Origin of the sequence: Massilia genomosp. 1 (assembly GCF_011682185.1) — a bacterium.
Taxonomy (GTDB): Bacteria; Pseudomonadota; Gammaproteobacteria; order Burkholderiales; family Burkholderiaceae_D; genus Telluria_A; species Telluria_A rubra.
The window spans coordinates 1-18,755 of the sequence record NZ_WHJF01000034.1 but is presented as its reverse complement, the minus strand read 5'-3'; the positions used below and the strand labels follow the sequence as shown (position 1 = coordinate 18,755).

General features: G+C 64.0%; 22 protein-coding genes and 2 pseudogenes. 10 read left to right on the top strand and 14 right to left on the bottom strand.

What is annotated here, in order from left to right; translation table 11 throughout:
* Window positions 1-125: 125 nt before the first annotated feature.
* Window positions 126-710: a sigma-70 family RNA polymerase sigma factor gene (locus F1735_RS14860; RefSeq protein ID WP_167237692.1), complete on the top strand. Its 585-nt coding sequence runs from the start codon at window positions 126-128 to the stop codon at window positions 708-710.
* Window positions 707-1,411, top strand: coding sequence for an anti-sigma factor (locus tag F1735_RS14855; RefSeq protein WP_167237657.1), 705 nt, complete (start codon window positions 707-709; stop codon window positions 1,409-1,411). Before F1735_RS14860 ends, F1735_RS14855 begins: the two co-directional genes overlap by 4 nt.
* Before the next feature lie 34 nt (window positions 1,412-1,445).
* Here F1735_RS14855 and F1735_RS14850 read toward each other — a convergent pair whose 3' ends face one another.
* From F1735_RS14850 to F1735_RS14840, 3 genes are all read right to left on the bottom strand, one after another.
* Entirely contained in the window at window positions 1,446-1,877 is a 432-nt protein-coding gene (locus F1735_RS14850) for a group I truncated hemoglobin (protein WP_167237656.1), read from the bottom strand.
* Window positions 1,878-1,928: 51 nt separating this feature from the next.
* Window positions 1,929-4,223, bottom strand: coding sequence for a PAS domain S-box protein (locus F1735_RS14845; protein WP_167237655.1), 2,295 nt, complete (start codon window positions 4,221-4,223; stop codon window positions 1,929-1,931).
* 149 nt (window positions 4,224-4,372) lie between these two features.
* A complete protein-coding gene (locus F1735_RS14840) occupies window positions 4,373-4,795 on the bottom strand; it encodes a PaaI family thioesterase (RefSeq protein ID WP_167237654.1) in 423 nt (140 codons plus the stop codon).
* A 95-nt stretch (window positions 4,796-4,890) separates the two neighbouring features.
* Here F1735_RS14840 and F1735_RS14835 point away from each other — a divergent pair, with 95 nt between their 5' ends.
* Entirely contained in the window at window positions 4,891-5,499 is a 609-nt protein-coding gene (locus F1735_RS14835) for a DUF1287 domain-containing protein (RefSeq protein WP_167237653.1), read from the top strand.
* Here the strand turns inward: F1735_RS14835 and F1735_RS14830 are convergent.
* Window positions 5,483-7,084, bottom strand: a complete 1,602-nt coding sequence (locus tag F1735_RS14830) for a mucoidy inhibitor MuiA family protein (RefSeq protein ID WP_167237652.1) — start codon at window positions 7,082-7,084, stop codon at window positions 5,483-5,485. The genes F1735_RS14835 and F1735_RS14830 overlap by 17 nt on opposite strands.
* A 219-nt stretch (window positions 7,085-7,303) precedes the next feature.
* On the opposite strand from F1735_RS14830, the gene F1735_RS14825 reads away from it, so the two are divergent.
* Both F1735_RS14825 and F1735_RS14820 read left to right on the top strand, forming a co-directional pair.
* A complete protein-coding gene (locus tag F1735_RS14825) occupies window positions 7,304-7,927 on the top strand; it encodes a hypothetical protein (protein WP_167237651.1) in 624 nt (207 codons plus the stop codon).
* A gap of 24 nt (window positions 7,928-7,951) precedes the next feature.
* Entirely contained in the window at window positions 7,952-8,530 is a 579-nt protein-coding gene (locus F1735_RS14820; protein ID WP_229505785.1) for a hypothetical protein, read from the top strand.
* Between the two features lie 115 nt (window positions 8,531-8,645).
* Here F1735_RS14820 and F1735_RS14815 read toward each other — a convergent pair whose 3' ends face one another.
* Entirely contained in the window at window positions 8,646-9,593 is a 948-nt protein-coding gene (locus F1735_RS14815; RefSeq protein WP_167237650.1) for a LysR family transcriptional regulator, read from the bottom strand.
* Window positions 9,594-9,730: 137 nt separating this feature from the next.
* Here F1735_RS14815 and F1735_RS14810 point away from each other — a divergent pair, with 137 nt between their 5' ends.
* On the top strand, window positions 9,731-10,711 hold the full coding sequence (locus F1735_RS14810; protein WP_167237649.1) for an MBL fold metallo-hydrolase: 981 nt from the start codon (window positions 9,731-9,733) through the stop codon (window positions 10,709-10,711).
* A gap of 50 nt (window positions 10,712-10,761) precedes the next feature.
* On the opposite strand, the gene F1735_RS14805 is transcribed toward F1735_RS14810, so the two are convergent.
* From F1735_RS14805 to F1735_RS14785, 5 genes are all read right to left on the bottom strand, one after another.
* Window positions 10,762-11,034, bottom strand: coding sequence for a hypothetical protein (locus F1735_RS14805; protein WP_167237648.1), 273 nt, complete (start codon window positions 11,032-11,034; stop codon window positions 10,762-10,764).
* Window positions 11,031-11,726 (bottom strand): alpha/beta fold hydrolase, encoded by a 696-nt coding sequence (locus F1735_RS14800; protein ID WP_167237647.1) that lies wholly within the window; start codon window positions 11,724-11,726, stop codon window positions 11,031-11,033. The genes F1735_RS14805 and F1735_RS14800 overlap by 4 nt, the downstream gene beginning before the upstream one ends.
* Before the next feature lie 18 nt (window positions 11,727-11,744).
* Window positions 11,745-12,737, bottom strand: coding sequence for a lipoyl synthase (gene lipA, locus F1735_RS14795; protein ID WP_167237646.1), 993 nt, complete (start codon window positions 12,735-12,737; stop codon window positions 11,745-11,747).
* Window positions 12,734-13,489 carry a lipoyl(octanoyl) transferase LipB gene (gene lipB, locus F1735_RS14790; protein WP_167237645.1) on the bottom strand — a complete coding sequence of 252 codons (756 nt, stop codon included), beginning with the start codon at window positions 13,487-13,489 and terminating at the stop codon, window positions 12,734-12,736. Before lipB ends, lipA begins: the two co-directional genes overlap by 4 nt.
* 92 nt (window positions 13,490-13,581) lie before the next feature.
* Window positions 13,582-14,085 (bottom strand): hypothetical protein, encoded by a 504-nt coding sequence (locus tag F1735_RS14785; protein WP_167237644.1) that lies wholly within the window; start codon window positions 14,083-14,085, stop codon window positions 13,582-13,584.
* A gap of 122 nt (window positions 14,086-14,207) precedes the next feature.
* On the opposite strand from F1735_RS14785, the gene F1735_RS14780 reads away from it, so the two are divergent.
* The 4 genes and pseudogenes from F1735_RS14780 to F1735_RS14765 form a co-directional block, all read left to right on the top strand.
* On the top strand, window positions 14,208-15,077 hold the full coding sequence (locus tag F1735_RS14780; protein ID WP_167237643.1) for a TauD/TfdA dioxygenase family protein: 870 nt from the start codon (window positions 14,208-14,210) through the stop codon (window positions 15,075-15,077).
* A gap of 24 nt (window positions 15,078-15,101) precedes the next feature.
* Window positions 15,102-16,106: an ABC transporter substrate-binding protein gene (locus F1735_RS14775; RefSeq protein WP_167237642.1), complete on the top strand. Its 1,005-nt coding sequence runs from the start codon at window positions 15,102-15,104 to the stop codon at window positions 16,104-16,106.
* A gap of 1 nt (window position 16,107) precedes the next feature.
* Window positions 16,108-16,932: an ABC transporter ATP-binding protein gene (locus F1735_RS14770; RefSeq protein ID WP_167237641.1), complete on the top strand. Its 825-nt coding sequence runs from the start codon at window positions 16,108-16,110 to the stop codon at window positions 16,930-16,932.
* Window positions 16,929-17,414, top strand: a pseudogene (locus tag F1735_RS14765) (ABC transporter permease); the annotation flags it as partial. The gene F1735_RS14770 and the pseudogene F1735_RS14765, both read left to right, overlap by 4 nt.
* An 80-nt stretch (window positions 17,415-17,494) precedes the next feature.
* On the opposite strand, the gene F1735_RS14760 reads toward F1735_RS14765, so the two are convergent.
* The 4 genes and pseudogenes from F1735_RS14760 to F1735_RS14745 form a co-directional block, all read right to left on the bottom strand.
* Window positions 17,495-17,908: a hypothetical protein gene (locus F1735_RS14760; protein WP_222852994.1), complete on the bottom strand. Its 414-nt coding sequence runs from the start codon at window positions 17,906-17,908 to the stop codon at window positions 17,495-17,497.
* Between the two features lie 41 nt (window positions 17,909-17,949).
* Window positions 17,950-18,363: a hypothetical protein gene (locus tag F1735_RS14755; protein WP_167237639.1), complete on the bottom strand. Its 414-nt coding sequence runs from the start codon at window positions 18,361-18,363 to the stop codon at window positions 17,950-17,952.
* The gene (locus F1735_RS14750; protein ID WP_373888529.1) at window positions 18,353-18,613 is read right to left on the bottom strand and encodes an N-acetylmuramoyl-L-alanine amidase; all 261 of its coding nucleotides are present in this window, start codon (window positions 18,611-18,613) and stop codon (window positions 18,353-18,355) included. The genes F1735_RS14755 and F1735_RS14750 overlap by 11 nt, the downstream gene beginning before the upstream one ends.
* Window positions 18,614-18,636: 23 nt before the next feature.
* Window positions 18,637-18,755, bottom strand: a pseudogene (locus tag F1735_RS14745) (IS1595 family transposase); the annotation flags it as partial.

The following is an 18,755-nucleotide window of genomic DNA, read 5'->3' as shown; positions in this document are numbered from 1 at the left end:
TCAACTATTTTGCTGTATTTTGCAAATATGTTTGTTGTAATCCGATATGCCTTTGCGATAACCTCACCGGGCACTCCGCGCCACGCCGCGGCCACCCGAACCCACTGTCAAGGCGCTCAGTGTCCATCGACGTCAACCCGCTCGACCCGCAGCAACTACGCACCTGGCTCCTGGCAGCCGGCAAACGCGATGGCGGCGCCTTCCGTTCCCTCTACGATGCAACTTCGCCGAAACTGTTTGGCTTCGCGCTGCGTATATTGCACAAGCGCGAGCTCGCTGAAGAAGTTTTGCAAGAGAGCTATGTCGCCATCTGGAACAATGCCGCCAACTACCAGAGTCATCTCGCAGCGCCGATGACCTGGATGGCGACCATTGTCCGCAACAAGGCGTTCGACCACCTCCGGCGCAGCGACGTCTCGGTTGAAATCGATGCGGAACAGTTTGATAGTGACGTCATGAATGCTCTACAGGATCCGCAGGCGACGCCGATCGAGGCCTTGCAGATGAGTGGCGATGCGAAAGCGCTGGCGTGGTGCATGTCCGCGCTCGACGGCATGCATCGCCAGGTTGTCGCGCTGGCCTATTACCACGACCTGTCGCACAGCGAAGTGGCCGAGCAGATGAAACTACCAGTCGGAACCGTCAAAACCTGGATCAGGCGCAGCCTGGAAAAGCTGCGCACCTGCCTCGCGAAACGGGAGCAAACATGAACATCCGACATAACATTGTCCTGCGCCAGAAACTGGCGGCGGAATACGTGCTGGGCACGCTCAGGGGCGGCGCGCGGCGCCGTTTCGAAGGCTGGCTGCACCAGGACGCCGACTTGCGCAATATCACCGCGCAGTGGCAGCAGCGCCTGGCGCCCATGGCCGAGTTTGCCGGCGATGCGAGGCCGCCGACAAGCGTGTGGCGCGGCATCGAACGGCGTCTGGACCTCAAGCCGAAAAAGACCGGCGGCTGGCGCTTCTGGCAGAGCGACAACCTGGCGTTCTGGCGCAACCTGGGGATGGTGTCGACCGCCATGGCGGCCCTGCTGCTGATGGTGGTAGTAAGCTACCGTCCGCTCGATGCGCCGGTCATTTCCTACGTGGCGACCTTGAGCGACGACAAGGCCCAGCCCGCCATGGTGCTGACCGCCGACCGCCAGCACCATGCACTCGATGCGCGCGTGGTGGGCGGCGCGCCGGTCGCGGCCGACAAGAGCCTGCATCTGTGGGCGGTGCCGAAGTCGGGCAAGCCGCGTTCGCTGGGGGTATTGGCCGACAACAAGGGCCGCTTCACCTTGACGGACAATGCCATCAGCGACGATGTGGCGGTGCTGGCGGTGACCCTGGAGCCGAAGGGGGGCTCGCCCGATCCGAATGGACCGACCGGGCCGATTGTGTATAAAGGGAATTGGGTAAGGTTGTAAGCGGAGAAATACCGCTACCCGCGGGTGGCGGCGCCTACTTCGTCACAATCTCCTTCTGCATCGGCGCCAGCCTGGCGACCAGCTTGTTCTGCACCGCCGGCGCCACGCCGTGCTTGTCCATGGCCGCCTGCAAGTCCTCGGCCAGGGCGTTGAACTGGGCATTGGTGATGTTCAAGCCATCGTGGATCTCCTTCATGTCCTTGCCCTTGTACTTGCACGGGCCGCCGGAGAGCGCGCAAAACTGCTCTTCCAGCCGCATCGACAAGTTTTTCAGGTCGGTATCCTTGAACGATTCCTTGATGCGCGCGTCGGCCATGATCAGCGGCACGAAGGTGTCCACGATCTTCTTGATCCCGCCCTGCCCGCCCAGCCCCTGGTAGGTGCTGTCGTCGCCGGCGGGACCGTGGACGCAGCCGCTGGCCAGCGCCAGCGTGCCGATGCAAAAAAGCCGGGTCAGCGTGTTCATTCTTTTTCCAGTCATGGTTAACAGACAGTCAAACCTGGCAAGGCATCGTGCCTAGCCGGACGCGGCGGCAGGAGCCAGCGCCCGGTCCACCGCCGCCGTGAAGGCGTCGATATCGATCGGCTTGGTCAGGTAGGCAAAAAAGCCGGCGGCCATGCTGCGCTTGACGTCGCGCTCCATCGCATTCGCACTGAGCGCAATGACCGGAATATGCGCCGTGCGCGGATCGTCGCGCAGCAGGCGCTGCGCTTCGTGACCGTCCATGCCGGGCAGGTTGATGTCCATCAGGATCACGTTCGGCAGATAACTCTGCGCCAGTGCAATGCCAAGTTCGGCGCTGGGCGCGGAAATGAGCGCCAGGTCGCGCCGGAAGCCGACGATTTCTTCGACCAGCCGCAGGTTGGCCGGATTGTCTTCCACATACAGCAAGGTCGCCACCGACGGGTCGCCCGCTGGCACGGCCGGCATGGCGCGCGGCGCGGGCGCGGCGGGCGCGCCCTCGGCCAGGTGATCACTGCCGCTCAGGTCGAGTTCGATCCAGAATACGCTGCCGATGCCGGCCGTGCTCGACACGCCCATGGCGCCGCCCATCAGTTCGACCAGGCGCTTGGTCACCACCAGCCCGATGCCGGTGCCTTCTTCGCTGCCGCCTTCCTGGCCGAGCCGGTTGAACGGCTGGAATAGCGAACCGAGTTGGTCGGGACGCAAACCCTTGCCGGTATCCTGCACCGAAATGCGCACCCGCGCCGGGCCGATCAGGTTGGCGTTGACCACCACCACGCCCTGCTCGCGGTTGTACTTGATGGCGTTCGACAGCAGGTTCAGCATGATCTGCTTGAGGCGCGTGTGGTCGGCCACCACCTTCAGCGGCTCCGGCTTCGGAAACACCATGCGGATGCCGCGCCGGGCCGCGCTGTCGCCGACCATGGATTGCACTTCATCGAGCACGGCGCAGAGCAGCACCGGTTCGAGCGACACGCTCAGGGTGCCCGATTCGATCTTGGCCAGGTCGAGGATTTCGTTAATCAAGGTCAGCAGGTGTTCGCCGGCCGTCAGGATATTGCGCACGAAGCTGCGCTTTTGCACGGTGGTCGAGGGCAAGGACTCGTTGGCCAGCAACTGGGTGAAGCCGAGAATGGCGTTGAGCGGCGTGCGCAACTCGTGCGACATGCTGGTCAGAAACAGATCCTTGGCCTGGTTGGCGCGTTCGAGCTCGACCTTCTTGTCGTTGAGGGCGCGCTCGATGCGCTTGCGGTCGGTAATGTCGCGAATCGCCGACGACACCAGCACGCCATCTTCGGTTTCCAGCGGCGAGAGGCTGATTTCGACCGGAAACTCGGTGCCGTCGCGCCGCAAACCGTACAGTTCGAGCCCGGCGCCCATCGAGCGCGGGCGCGGCGCGGCCGAAAAGCTGGTGCGGAAGTGCGGATGCTGCTCGGCGAAGCGCTGCGGAATCAGGATCTCGACTTTTCTTCCAAGCAGTTCGCTGCGCGGATAGCCGAACAATTTTTCAGTCTGCGAATTGACCAGCACGATTTCGCCATCGCGGTTGACGATCACCATCGCATCCGGCGCCGATTCGAGCAAGCCGCGGAATTTCTGCTCGGCCTTTTTGCGTTCGCTGACATCGCGGATCGCGCTGATCACAAAGGCGCCGGCGTCGGTGCTGATCGGCGAGAGGCTGATTTCGACCGGGAATTCGACCTCGTCCTTGCGCACCCCGTACAGCTCCAGCCCGGCGCCCATGGTGCGCGTGCGCGACTGTTCGAAGTAGCGCGAGCGGTGCGCCACATGGCCATGCTGGAAGCGGGCCGGCAGCAGTACCTCGATCAGCTTGCCGTTCAGTTCGCCGTGTTCATAGCCGAACATGCGCTCGGCCTGGGCGTTGGCCAGCACGATGGTGCCGGTCGGGTTGGCCATGATGATGCTGTCCGGGGTCGATTCGAGCAGGTCGCGGAACTTCGCTTCGATCAGGAGGGTGTCGCGTGCGGCTTTCGACTGCGTCATGTCGCGCTTGCTCGAGACGATGTAGGCAATCTTGCCGTGCTCGTCGTAGATGACCTTGTTGTTCGAGTCGACGTAGATCAACGCGCCATCCTTGCGGCGCCGCAAGGTTTCGTAATCGAACGCACCGTGCTCTTCCAGCTGGCGCGCCGCTTCCAGGTCGCGCTCCTGCTTGCCGGGCAGCGCGATCAGTTCGCGCAGGTCGCGCCCCACTGCTTCCTCGCTGCGATAGCCGAAGATGCGCTCGGCGCCTTTAGTCCAGCGCAACACGGTGTGGCCCGGCGTGGTGACAATCACCCCGCCAGGGGCTTCGCTAAGTATGAGCTGATCGAAGTCGATTGGCATCCGGCACTCTCTGGCTGGTGGAGTGGCGCCGCGACGAGCTGGAGCAGCGCCAGGCGTCCGGCCATGATGCGCCTTTCCAGACAATTGTCAAACGGAAGTTACCCGATGTATAACGTTGACTCGACGATCGGGGGCCAGCGCGCCAGCGCTTATTTGGGATACAGAATCATCTGGGTGCAGCGGAACAGGGCGATGGTCTTGCCGTTCGCTTCATTGGTGACCACCACGTCCCACACCTGGGTGGTTTTGCCGAGGTGGGCGGCCTTGGCCACGCAGGCGATGGCGCCGTCGCGCGCGGTGCCCAGGTGGTTCGACTTGAGCTCGATGGTGGTGAAGCTGTTCGCCCCTTCCGGCAGGTTGGCCACGCAGGCGTAGCCGGCGGCGGTGTCGGCCAGGGTGATGACGGTGCCGGCGTGCAGGAAGCCGTTGGGCGCGAGCAAGTGCGGCTTGATGTCGAGGCGCGCGGCGACTTCGCCGCCGCCGACACGGGTAATTTCCACGCCCATGTAAGCGGGCAGCGTGCCGGCGCCGAAACTGTTCATCGATTCAGGGGTAAACTGGTGCGTGTTCATGGCGTTTCCGTTCGTGTTTAAAATAAGCACGATTGTACGTTTTTATTCCCAGCCCGGTTAGCAGAGGTCCGATCTTGAAAAAATTTGCGTTAAGAATGCTGTACGTGCCCGTGCTGCTGTCCGCGTGGGCCTGCGCCCCGGGCGCCCTGGCCCAGGACGCCGCGCCGGCCCGCCTGGTGGAGGCGGCGCGCTCCCAGATCGGCGTGACCACCAGGTACGACCCGCGCTACGAGCGCCTGGCCTTCCCCGGCGGCGACGTGCCGGTCGAGCGCGGCGTCTGCACCGACGTGGTGGTGCGCGCTTATCGCAAGGTGGGTGTGGACTTGCAGGAACTGGTGCATCGCGACATGAAGACGTCCTGGAATGCGTATCCGAAACTGTGGCAACTCAAGCGCCCCGATCCGAATATCGACCATCGCCGCGTGCCCAACCTGGCCACATTTTTCACGCGCCACGGCAAGTCGATGACACCGGCGCGCGACGGCGCCGCCTACCAGGCGGGCGATGTCGTCACCTGGATGCTGCCGGGTAAGCTGCCGCACATCGGCATCGTCTCCGGCCAGCGCAGCGCGGCCGGGGTGCCGTTGGTGATCCACAACATCGGGCGCGGCACCCAGATCGAAGACAGCCTGTTCGCCTATCCGCTGACCGGGCACTACCGCTTCAATCCGCCCGTCAAAGCCGCCGTCAGCGCAAGCCGCTGACCGTGCCTTCCTTCGGATAGTCGATCTTGTACTCGACCTGGAATCTGGCGCTCGCCCCGGCCGCCAGGGTCTTTTTCCAGGCCACGACACCACGGCGCTGTTCCCAGGTGCCGGTGAACGGTTTCGGATCGAACACCGCCTCGACCTTGACCTCCTCGGACGTGCTGACCGGGGAGGAATCGAATACCAGCAGCTCGACCGGCGTGCTGTGGCGGTTGACCAGGGTGAACACGTCGGCGCGCACGCTGGTCGCGCGCCCGCCGAAGATGCCCTTGCTGCCGGTCTTGCCGGCCACCGGATCGAGCGCCACCTTGACCAGGTCGTCGCGCCCGAACGAGAACAGCGCCTTCTCGCCCTCTTGCAGATTCCACTGGGTGGCGCCGATGTAGCCGCCATCGCGGAACAATTGCATGTTACCTGACGGCCACACGCCTTCCGGGCGGGCCGCTTCGGCCATGACGATGGCAAATTTTTCCAGGCGCGGCGTCACGCGCAGGTGCTGGGTGACCGGCAGCGCCAGGGTCGACAGCGTGACCGAGGTGGCGCGCCCGTCGGAAGCCAGGTTGACCCGGCCCGGCACCTCGAACTCGGTGGCGAAAACGCCCTGCAGTTCGGCGATATCGTACTCGTTCGCGCGCTTGATCGCGCTGCCGGTGATCTCCACTTTTTGACTGCGTTCCCTCGACATGACCGGGGCCGGGGCCGGGGCCGCGGCGTAGGCTTGCATTTGCTGGGGCGGCTGCGGCGGACGGTAGCCCAGCAGCCACGGCTGCGGTTCGCGGCCGTTGGGCGACAGGCGCGGCTGGCTGGTCGAAAGGGTCAGCTTGACGTTGCTCCAGTCTTCCCCGGTGCTCTGCGAAATCGTGGCCAGGCGCTCCAGGTCGACCCTGGACGCGGCCGAGTCGAGACTGGCGCGGTAGCCCGGTTTCCAGCCGGCATTGTCGCGCTGGTAGCTGATGGTCAGGGTCCCGGCCTTGGCCGCCGCCAGGCGCACCACCATGCTGCGCACCTCTTTTTCGTGCGAATCGAGGCCGGCCAGGTCGCTTTCGAGCGCCGCGATTTTCTTGTCGAGCTCGCGCTGCTGCACGGCCAGCTTCTGGATCTTGAGCAGGGCCTCGCTGGCGCCGCGCCCCAGGGTGTCGAGCACGCCGGCCAGCGCCTTGCCGTTGTCCGGCCCCTGCGCCCTGGCGCCGTCGGCGGCGCCGCCGTTGTAGCGCTCCAGATAGCCCTTGACGATGGCGGCCGACTTGGCCTGCGCGTCGAGTACGGCCTTCTGGTCCTTGAGGCGCTCGATCTCGCCGGCCAGCTTCGCTTCAAGCGGGTTGACCGCTTCGCTGCCGGCCTTGTCGCGCGAGACCACGTCGGCCACGCGGATGCCGGGCGCGGCCTGCACCCGTACCGATTCGAGGTTGAAGTTGGCCGGCAAGCCGTCGATGACGACCTCGGTGGCGCCAGCGGCCACCTGGGCGGTGCGCACCACGGTGGCGCTGCCGGGATACAAGGTGACGGCCGTGACCGGGGCATTGGTGCTGGCCAGGCCGGTTTCGCTAAAGAAGGCGAGGGCAGCGAGGAAGGGATAGCGCATGTGAGCCTTTCGGACAGGAGTTAGGAAGATCGGTACTCACTGAAACGGATGGGGGACGAAAAAGGGGTTACAGCGGGCCCCGCGCCCAGAGAGTTTCATATTTACAACATGATCGCTCAGCGGCATGAACAAATTTGCAACTTGATCACAGGTCGGTTACGCTTCACGCCGATTACCATTCAGAAACAGAAATTGCATTCAAAAATACGGAAAACGCTGATGACCTACCCTACCACCTCCCGCGCGGGCGCTGTACGCTCCCTGTTCGCCGCCTGCCTGCTGGCCGGCTCCACCCTGTTGACCGGTTGCGTCAGCCCGATGTACCTCGACACCGCGACCAGGCAAGTGCCGGTCTCGGAGATGAAGAAAGTGGCTGAGCCGAAACCAGTCCAGCTGACTTTCGAATTCCTCACCCTCGGTGCGCCAGCGGCCGCCCCAACCAATTTTCTGAAAGATACCGTAACGGCCGAAGTCAAGGAAAGCGGCTTGTTCGCGCCCGAGGGCAGCGGCACACCGGCCGGTATCCTGATGGTCTCGCTGAACAATGTGAAAGTCGGCGACGACCCGACCGGCAAAGCATTCATGACCGGCATGACCTTCGGCCTGGCCGGCACCGCCGTGACCGACGGCTACATCTGCACCGTATCGTATTTGCCGCCAGGCCAGGCCAAACCGATCGTCAAGGTGGCGCGCCATGCGATCCACGTCACGATCGGCAATGCCAGCCCGCCGGCAACCGCGGGCAAGCCGATGGAACACGAACTGGCCGTCAAGACCATGGCGCGCGAAGTGCTCAGCAATGCGCTGCGCGACCTGTCGTTCGACCCTGCATTCAATCCTTAATCAACCCATCAGCAAGGAATACGCATGGCCTCAATGTTTCGCCTCACCTCCCTCATCGCCGCCGGCGCCCTGGCAGTACAACTGGTCGGCTGCGCGCCGATGAGCATGTCGGTACCAACGGCGTCGATGGACAATACCGTCAAGCTGCGCAATGCCGCGTTTGACAAAGTTGCCGTCGGCAGCTTCACGCTGGACGCCAGCAAGAACGCCAGCCTCGACAAGAGCCACGGCATCCGCGCCAGCGCCGTAGTCGCTCCGGGCGGCTCGTTCGCGCAGTATCTGGGCGAGACGCTGAAAGCCGAACTGCTGTCGGCCGGCCTGCTCGACGCCAACGCCGCCACCACCGTCACCGGCACGTTGACCGAAACCGACGTGGATGCCTCGATCGGTACCGGCAAGGGCGTGCTCGCCGCGCGCTTCGTGGTCACCCGCGCGGCCAAGGTGCGTTACGATCGCGAACTGAAGATCGAGTCGAGCTGGGATTCGTCGTTCATGGGCGCGGTCGCCATTCCACTGGCGGCGCGCGAGTATGAAGGCCAGTACCGCAAGCTGATCAGCAAGCTGCTGGATGACGACACATTCCGGCAAGCCATTTCCAAGTAAGCGTTTCAGAGCAAATGTAGCAAAAGCGCCTGCGCTCGCAGGCGTTTCCCGGAGCGGGCAGGGCGGCAAGCGCCGCCCTGCCCGGCTCCAGTCCCCCGCAGCCCTGCGGACCGATTCAAGTCCCCTCGAGCACGCCTTCGTGCAGCGCCAGCGCCCGTTCCCAATACGGCGGCGCGCCCACATGGTCGCGCAGGTAAGCGATGAACAGCTGCGCCTTGACCGGATGCGAACGTCCCGGCAAGCGCACCGCGTGGATGCCGTCGGTGACGACCGACGCACCCTGGCTGGCCGGTCCGAACAGCGGCACCAGTTGCCCGGCGACCAGCGCCTCGCTCGCCAGCCAGCTCGGCAGGTGCGCCACGCCGGCCCCGCCGACCGCCGCGTCCAGCATGAAATCGACATCGTCGCTGCGCAGGGTGCCGCTGACCGGCAAGGGCTTGTTGCGGTTGACGCCCTCGAAGGTCCACCAGCAAGCCAGGGCGCTGCGGCTGACGTAACTCATGCAGTTGTGCTCGAGCAAGTCGAGCGGGGTGGCCGGGGTGCCGCGCCGCGCCAGGTATGCCGGGCTGGCGCAGGCGATGCGCCGGCGCGGCGCCAGCCAGGTGGCCAGCAGGTCGCTGTCGGGCAGCGGGCCGAGGCGGATCGCCACATCGACGCGCTGGGCCGACAGGTCGACCACGTCGTCGTTGAGCTGCAACTCCAGCTCCATCAGCGGATAGCGGTGCAGGAACTGGCCCAGGATCGGGGCGATATGGCGCCGCCCGAACGCGCGCGGCGCGGTCACCGTGAGCACGCCGCGCGGCTCGGGATCGACCGCCGTGACGGCCGCCTTGGCTTCGGCCAGCTCGGCTATCAGGTGGCGCGCGCGCGGCACGAAACGCTCGCCGGCATCGGTCAGCAGCACCAGGCGCGAACCGCGCACGAACAACCTGGCGCCGACCTCGGCTTCGAGCCAGTCGATCCGGCGCGACACCGACGACACCGCCAACTGCAAGGTCTTGGCGGCGCGCGACAGGTTGCCGCTGTCGACGACGGCGAGAAAACAATGCAGGGCATCGAACATGAAAACGACTCCGTTGAGGTTTGCGCACAACGCAAAGATAGTTTGCACATTGCCATATTGTTCCGCGCGGCGCAACGCTGCATACTGCTGTGTTGCTGCGACTTAGGTTTTTCCCATCACCCTGAAAGAAAGACGCCATGACTGAATTGTTCCGCACCCCGCGCACCCTGATCCTGGCGGCCGCCCTTGGCGTCGCCGCGTTTTCCGCCCTTACCGCCGCCAGCACCGTCCACGCCGCCGCGCCGATGGCCAAGGTGTCGGCCCCCGGCTACTTCCGCATGATGCTGGGCGAGTTCGAAGTGACCGCGCTGTCCGACGGCACCACCGACCTGCCGGTCAACAAACTGCTCAAGACCACCCCGGCGAAAGTCGACAAGGCGCTGGCCAAGTCTTTCCTGGCCAGCCCGGTCGAAACCTCGTTCAACGCCTACCTGATCAACACCGGCGGCAAGCTGGTGCTGGTCGACAGCGGCGCGGGCGGCCTGTTCGGCCCCAACCTGGGCAAGCTGGTGGCGAACCTGAAGGCCTCCGGCTACCAGCCGGAGCAGGTCGATGAAATCTACATCACCCACTTGCATTCCGACCACGCGGGCGGCATCGCGAAAGACGGCGCGGCGACCTTCGCCAATGCCGTGGTGCGGGCCGACAAGCGCGACGCCGACTTCTGGCTGAGCCAGGCCAACATGGAAAAAGCCCCGGCCGACGCCAAGGGTTTCTTCCAGGGTGCGATGGCCTCGCTCAAGCCCTACATCGACGCCAAGCGCTTCCAGCCGTTCGAAGGCGATACGCAACTGGTGCCGGGCGTGAAATCGAGCGCGACCTATGGTCATACGGCCGGGCACACCAGCTACGTGGTTGAAAGCGGCGGACAGAAGCTGCTGCTGGTGGGCGACCTGATCCACGTGGGCGCGGTGCAGTTCGACGAGCCGACGGTGACGATTGCGTTCGATTCGGACGAGAAAGCCGCGCTGGCACAGCGCCTGAAAGCGTTCAGCGCCGCCGCCAAGGACGGCGCCTGGGTGGGCGCATCGCACTTGCAGTTTCCCGGCATCGGGCACGTGCGCAGCGCCGGAAAATCGTATCAGTGGGTGCCGGTGAATTACACGCAGGTGCGTTAAGAACGCCCGTGCGCCCGGGTGGATCACCGGGCGTATGGGCAGTTGCACAATCAGCCGGTGCGTCCGGCTTTTTTCACGAGTTCGAATTCGTGCGCAAGCAGGTACAAGCTACTGCATGCCCACTGCTCCGGCCCCGCTTCCCACCAGTTGGTGACGCTGATTTTGCCGTCCTCCGAAAAGTCGTCAATGGGATACTCGTTGTTCAACATCGCAAGCGTATGCGGCAGCTCGTCGGCGGGGAGCAAGTCGAGCAACCATTGGTCGATCTGAAGTACGCGCACAATATCGCCTACCGCAACCTCATTGCCGTGCAGGTCTTTCATTGGTTTCCTTCCATGGCCAGCGGGTCCATAAATTTGATGACAGTTGTTGCTGCTTGCTCGGGAATCGTTTGCAGCAGCAGGTGCGGCCCCGGCAGCGCCACCAGGCGCCAGTCGGCGCACAGCGAAGCGAGCAGGCGGGCGGCCGAGGCCGGCACGATCCAGTCGCGCGTCGCTTGCAGGTACAGCACGGGCACGCTGATGGCCTGCGCGCGCCCGGTGTAATCAACCGCCATCACTTCCTTCAAGCGCTGGCGCAGGCGCGCGGGCGGCACCTTGTCGAGCGCGGCGCGCAGGGCTTTGCGCAAGACCAACGGCGCATCGAAGCCGAGCAGGAAAGGGGCGATCAGGGGAGTAAGGACGGACCACATGGGCAGCACGCCAGCCAGTGGTTTAAGCGGCGCCAGCAGCGGACGCGGATTGCGCGCAAAGGTGCAGCACAGCACCAGCCCGATCAGTCCGGGCGGCTTTGACGCGGCCAGCGCGATGGCCACCGGCCCGGAGAAGGACTCGCCGATCAGCACGAACGGACGGTCACGCGGCAACTGCGCCCGCGCATAGTCGGTCAGGCCGACGTAAGCGAGCGCCGGCGCGCAAGGGTAGGAGACGACGATGGCGTCAACCTGGCCCCCGAGCGCGGCGATGAAGCCGGCGAACAGGTCGCCGCTTCCATCCATTCCCGGAAGCAGTACCACGGTCACCAGCGGCAAAACTTACGCGCTGATCGCCACGCCCGCGTTATGGGCCTGCTCGTCCGCATGGTACGAGCTGCGCACCATGGCGCCGACGGCCGCATGCACGAAGCCCATCTTGTAGGCTTCTTCCTCGAACATCTTGAACACGTCCGGGTGTACATAGCGGCGCACCGGCAAGTGGTCGCCCGACGGCGACAGGTACTGGCCGATGGTCAGCATGTCGACGTTGTGGCTGCGCAGATCGCGCATCACTTGCAGGATTTCGTCGTCGGTTTCGCCCAGGCCGACCATGATGCCGGACTTGGTCACCGCGTCCGGATACAGCGCCTTGAAGTCGCGCAGCAATTCCAGCGAGTGGGTGTAGTCGGAACCGGGACGGGCTTCCTTGTACAGGCGCGGCACTGTCTCCAGATTGTGGTTCATCACGTCCGGCAAGCCGTCGGCGAAGATCGCCAGCGCCTTGGCCAGGCGGCCGCGGAAGTCGGGCACCAGCACTTCGATGCGGGTCTTCGGCGACAGCGCGCGCGTCTGCTTGATGCACTCGACAAAATGGCCAGCGCCGCCATCGCGCAGGTCGTCACGGTCGACCGAGGTGATCACCACGTACGACAGGCGCAGCTCGGCGATGGTCTTGGACAGGTTGTGCGGCTCGTTGACATCGAGCGGATCGGGACGGCCGTGGCCGACGTCGCAGAACGGGCAGCGGCGGGTACACTTGTCGCCCATGATCATGAAGGTCGCCGTGCCCTTGCCGAAGCATTCGCCGATGTTCGGGCAGCTCGCTTCTTCGCACACGGTCACCAGCTTGTTGGCGCGCAGGATGTCCTTGATTTCGTAGAAACGCGACGACGCCGAAGCGGCCTTGACGCGGATCCAGTCCGGCTTTTTCAGGCGCTCGATTTGTCCGATCGGCACGATCTTGATCGGAATGCGCGAGGTCTTGCTGGCGCCTTTTTGCTTGTCGCTGGCGTTGTAGACTGGGGCGATGCTGGTGTCGGTGTCAGAAGTCATTTGGCTGCTTGCCCGTGGGGCTCTGTGGTGTTGTTCGATGCGGTATGCGGCGTATTCTGCGATGCGTCTTGCGGTTCGTCCTGCGCTGCGCTGACCGGGCCGAGCTGGCGCACCAGTTCATGCGCCAGGGCTTGCTGCACGTCGGCCAGCGCGGCGTCGGCGCCCATGCTGCGCATGTCGACCGTTTCCAGGCCCGCGTAACCGCACGGGTTAATCCAGGAAAACGGTCCCAGGTCCATCGCCACATTGAGCGACACGCCATGGTAAGTGCAGCCGTTGCCGCGCACCTTGAGGCCGAGCGCGGCGATCTTGGCGCCTTTGCGCGGCCCGCCGGCGATATAAATGCCGGGCGCGCCAGCGATGCGCTCACCGGCAAGATTATACGCCTCCAGCACATTGATGATCGCCTGCTCGATTTTTTCGACGAATTGGCGGGCGTACAGCTTGCCGCCCGGCTTGTTGCGGCGCAGATCGATCAACAGGTAAATCACCACCTGGCCGGGGCCGTGGTAGGTCACTTCGCCGCCACGGTCGGTCTGGACCACCGGCACCGCGTGCGCGCCGGCCAGCAGGTGGCCACGGTCGGCGCCCAGGCCCAGGGTGAACACGGGCGGATGCTCGACGATCCACAGTTCGTCGGTGGTGTCGGGCTCGCGCGCGTCGGTAAACGCGCGCATGGCGGCAAACACCGGCTCGTAGTCGGCACGGCCGAGGTCGCGGATGATCGCCTGCGCAGGGCGGATGGAGGGCATGGGTCGTCGATCGGGGATAAGAGGGGCACGTCATTATATGCCAGTGCATGCGCCGGGCGGGCGGCGCCCCGCCGGCGGCCGCCGGGGGACGATTAGTTCAGGCAGAGCGCGTCGCGTACCTTCTGTTCGTCCGGCGCGCGCTGGCCTGTACGGGCGGAAACGCGTTGCTGGATGGCCGACAAGGCGGGAAAACTGAAGCGTTCGCAGCGCATGAAGTCCCACACCTCGGCAGTGAACATGTTGACCGAGAAATGTCCCAAGGTGTACATCATCGCCGCCTTGGGCGGGCTGTGGTACAGCTGCAATAAATAGTAGCCATCAGCATCCGGCGCATTCTTGTAGGGATTGTCGAACCATAGATATGCGTCTTTCCTGTTCATCTGAAATTTTTCGTGTTTCAGCACCACGGACAGCACCTTCCTGGCCTGCTGCAAGGTCAAGCCGGATGGCCGGATGTGCTGCGCGTCGAGCGGTGCCGCAAGTGCCGGCATGCCGGCCAGCAGAGCGCCAGCGAGCAGCAGGGCACAAGACCTGCGCGGGGACCGCATTGGAATACCCATCTGACTCCCGTAATGTGGTTTTTTCAATAACGCCATTGTACGCCGCCAGCGGGGCGCGCTGGGCGGCCGCGCGCCGCATTAGCATAGTTGAAATGCTTCGTTGCCGCGCCAAACGCGCGCCGATAAGCTTGGTGCTCGCTCATCACTCGCTCACCGCCATGGCCGCCGTCCTCGATACCCGCTTCGACATCGTCCCCTTCGACGCCCCGCTGGGCGCGGCCATCAACGGGCTCGACCTGTCGATCCCGCTCAGCCGGGACGACTTCGCCCTGATCCACCGCGCCCACCTCGAGCACCATGTGCTGGTGTTTCGCGACCAGCACATCACGCCGGCGCAGCAGGTGGCCTTCAGCCGCCGCTTCGGCCCGCTGCAAATTCATGTGCTGCGCCAGTTCCAGCTGCCAACCCAGCCTGAAGTGCTGCGAATTTCCAACATCAAGCACAAGGGCCAGTCGCTCGGCCTGGGCGACGCCGGCCATTTCTGGCATTCGGACGTGTCGTACAAACCCATCCCCAGCCTGGGCTCGATGCTGCACGCGCAAGAGTTGCCGCAAGACGGGGGCGATACCCTGTTCGCCAACCAGCACCTGGCCTGGGACAAGCTGCCCGGCTACCTGCGGCGCGCCATCGACGGGCGCAGCGCCGAACACAGCTACCTGGCCAAGTATGCCGAACTGCAAAAACGCAGCCCGTGGCGTCCCAAGCTGACCCGCGCCCAGATCGAGGAAGTCAAGCCGGTGGTGCATCCGATCGTGCGCACCCACACGGAAACCGGGCGGCGCGCGCTGTTCGTCAGCGAGCATTTCACCACCCCCGTGATCGGCCTGCCGGACAGCGACAGCCGCGCCCTGCTCGATGAACTGTTCGCCTTCAGCACCCGCCCGGAATTCATTTACCGCCACCAGTGGCAGGCGCGCGACATGGTGTTCTGGGATAACCGCTCGGTCATGCACCAGGCCGCCGGTTGCCCGGAAGACCAGCGCCGCTTGCTGTACCGCACCACCATTGAAGGCAGTGTGCCGTTCTGAGCGGCGCCAACCAGGGAAACCCTCATGACACTGTTGAACAAGGCCGCCATCGCTCTCGCCTGCGCCGGGGCGCTGGTATCGAACCCGGCGCAGGCCGAGGGGCGCATCCGCATCGCCGAGCAGTTCGGCATCGTGTACCTGTTGCTGAACGTGGCGCAGGACCAGAAACTGATCGAAAAGCATGGCCGCAAGCAAGGCGTGGAGATCGATGTGGACTGGGTCAAGCTGTCGGGCGGGGCTGCCGTCAGCGATGCGCTTCTGTCGGGCTCGATCGACATCGCCAGCGCCGGCATCGGCCCCCTGCTGACCGTGTGGGACCGTACCTCCGGCAAGCAGAACATCAAGGGCGTGGCGTCGCTCGGCAACTTTCCGTATTACCTGATCAGCACCAATCCGAACGTCAAGACCATCGCCGACTTGAGCGACAAGGACCGCATCGCGCTGCCGGCGGTAACAGTGTCGGTGCAGGCGCGGATTTTGCAGATGGCGGCGGCGAAACAGTGGGGCACGGCCGAGTTCAAGAAGCTCGACCGCCTGACGCAAGCGCTGCCGCATCCAGACGCGGCCGCCGCAATCATTGCCGGCCAGACCGAGATCAACGCCCATTTCGCCACGCCGCCCTACCAGGAGCAGGAACTGGCGGCCAATCCCAAGGCGCACATCGTGCTCGATTCCTATGAAGTGCAGGGCGGCCCCGGTTCCTCGACGGTCTTGTACGCCACCGAAAAATATTGGAAGGATCATCCGAAGACCTACCGCGCTTTTGTCGATGCGCTGGCCGAGGCCGCGCAATTCATCGGCGCCAGCCCGGAAGCGGCGGCCGATGCCTATCTGCGCGTGAACAAGAGCAACATCAACCGCGCCCTGCTGCTGAAAGTCATCAAGAACCCGACAGTTCAGTTCCAGGTGGCGCCGCAAAACACCTTCGGCCTCGCGCAATTCCTGTTCCAGGCTGGCGCGCTGAAAAGGCAGCCGGCAAGCTGGCGCGATTACTTTTTCCAGAGCCCGGCCGTGGCCTCGGGGAGCTGAGATGGATGCGCCCCGCTGTTCCCTGGCGCCCGGCGCGGCGCTGCTGCGCGCCGAGGGCGTCACGCTCGAGTACCGCAGCGGCGCCGCCACCGTGCGCGCCACGGAGAATGTGAGTTTCGAAATGCACCGGGGCGACCGCCTGGTGCTGCTGGGGCCGTCCGGCTGCGGCAAGTCGACTTTGCTCAAGGCCATTGCCGGCTTCATCACGCCGCGCGCCGGCAGCCTGACCCTGGACGGCCGCCCGATCGTGTACCCCGGGCCGGACCGGATCGTGGTGTTCCAGGAATTCGACCAGTTGCCGCCGTGGAAGACGGTCAAGGGCAATGTCATGTTCCCCTTGCTGGCCGGCGGCATGGGCAAAGCCGGGGCGCAGGCGCTGGCGATGCAACCGGCCATCCTGCTGATGGACGAGCCGTTCGCCGCGCTCGACGCGCTCACGCGCCGCAGCATGCAGGAGGAACTGCACACCTTGTGGGAAGAAATCCGCTTCACGATGCTGTTCGTCACCCATTCGATCGAGGAAGCATTGGTGGTCGGCAACCGCATCGTGCTGCTGTCGCCCCATCCGGGCCGCGTGAGCGCCGAACTGAACAGTCACCAGTTCGATCTCGGCAGCGCCGGCGGCGAGGCCTTCCAGGCCGCCGCGCAGCGCATTCACCGCCTGCTGTTCGACGAAGATACCTTGGCGGCGCCCGCGCAGGCAGCGTTGTCCACACAGTTGTACACCGGCTTACCCACAGCCTTATCCATGCACTTGTCCACCCGCTTGCCCACAGCCTTGCCCACAGAGTTATCCACCCAGTTATCCACCGGGCTGCACGCATGAGCGCGCGGCCGCTGCCGCCGATCCGGCCGGAATACGTGGCGCCCCTGAGCGTGCCCGCCGCGCTGGTGCCGGCTGCTGCGCCGGCGCTGGCGCGGCGCGCGCTGGGACATGCCTGGCTGCGCAAGTCGCTCCTGCTGCTGGTCCTGGCGGCGCTATGGGAAGCGCTGGCGCGCTGGAAGGATAAGGACTTGCTGCTGCCGGGCGCGCTACCGACGGCGCGCGCGTTTGCGGCCGGCATGGTGTCGGGCGAGTTGCCCGGCTACGTGGCGGCCTCGCTGGCGGTGCTGGTGCAGGGTTATGCGCTGGGCGTGGCCGGGGCGCTGCTGTTGACCTCGCTGGCGATCGACACCCGCTTCGGGCGCGACCTGCTGGAAACCCTGACCGCGATGTTCAATCCGCTGCCGGCGATTGCCTTGTTGCCGCTGGCGCTGCTGTGGTTCGGGCTGGGCCGCGCCAGCCTGGTGTTCGTGCTGGTCCATTCCTGGAACGCCTGACGGTGCGGCGCTGGGGCATGCAGCGCCAAGCGTTGGGGACGCCGGTATAGTGCAGCGTCAGCGGCGGATCACTGCATGTCTTCAAAGTCCGACTTTGCGCCTTTTTTGACGTAGTAATAGGTCGTCTCGCCTTTGTTCACCATGCCCACGTCGCCGATGCCGACCAGGTATTCCCTGTCATTTTCCGTCGCCTTGAGATGGCATGAACCGAAATAGTACTCATGTAATTCGGACGCCAGTATCGGCCTGGCGTCTTTCCAGTAGGCCCGAAACTGGGCCGGGGTCATGGTAAACGCCGCACAGGACGACACCATGTCCTGGGGAATGTCTTGATCGATCACTTTGATGATGCTGTTCGCGTCGACCGCAACTGGCCAATGCCACCACAGGCGCAAGAGCCCGAAAGCAACAAGCAAAACGGCGATAATCACAGCAACGACTTTGAGTGATTTCTTAAGAACGCTCGATAAATTGGTATGCAATCCTGCGACCCTCTGTCGGTCATTTGCGTGGGGGCAATAAGTCAGTCCAGGCCGGACAAGTCATTCGTCGCGTCCTTTTTGACGTAGTAATAGGACGTATCGCCTTTGGTAACAATACCCACATCGCCAGCTGACACTATAAATTCCTTGCCATATTCTGTCGCTTTGAAGTGGCAGGAACCAAAAGCATAGCCATGAAGTTCGGAAGTGAGTATTGGCCTGACGTTTTTCCAAAACGCGCGGAATTGTTCCGGAGTCATAGTAAACGCAGCACAGAAAGCGACCTCCTCCTCAACGATTTGACTGGACGTCACTTTGACAATATTTTTCGCTTCGACCGACACTGGCCAATACCACCATACACGCAGCATCCCAAATGCGACGACCAACAAGGCGACAATCACCGCAGCGATTTTGAGGATTCTTTTAACAAAACCCGAGGAATTAGTAAGCAATCATGCCACCTTCGGTTGGAAACTTGCGCGGATCCATACTGCCGTGCGCGAAAATGCGCTTGCGGTCAAGTTTTAACGTCATGAGCAACTCGCTCACTAGCCAGCGCGAGGAAGCATTCTGCGCATCGGTCGAACTGACATATACGTTCTTCTCCGGGGCGCCAACGACTTCGATACCGATCGAGTCGTCATTCGTGGGGTAACGCAATGACGCCGCCTTCTGTCGCTCCCATGCGTCGACCTGCTTGATGCGTTCCTCTTTATCATTGGTGATTAGCGCTGATCTTCAGCTAACCGACACCACGCTTCGGTTCGGTTGCCCGTGGCGACAGCAGCGTACAAGAGGCGCGTCAAGATGGTCGACAAATCGAAGCGCCGGTTAAATCGATACT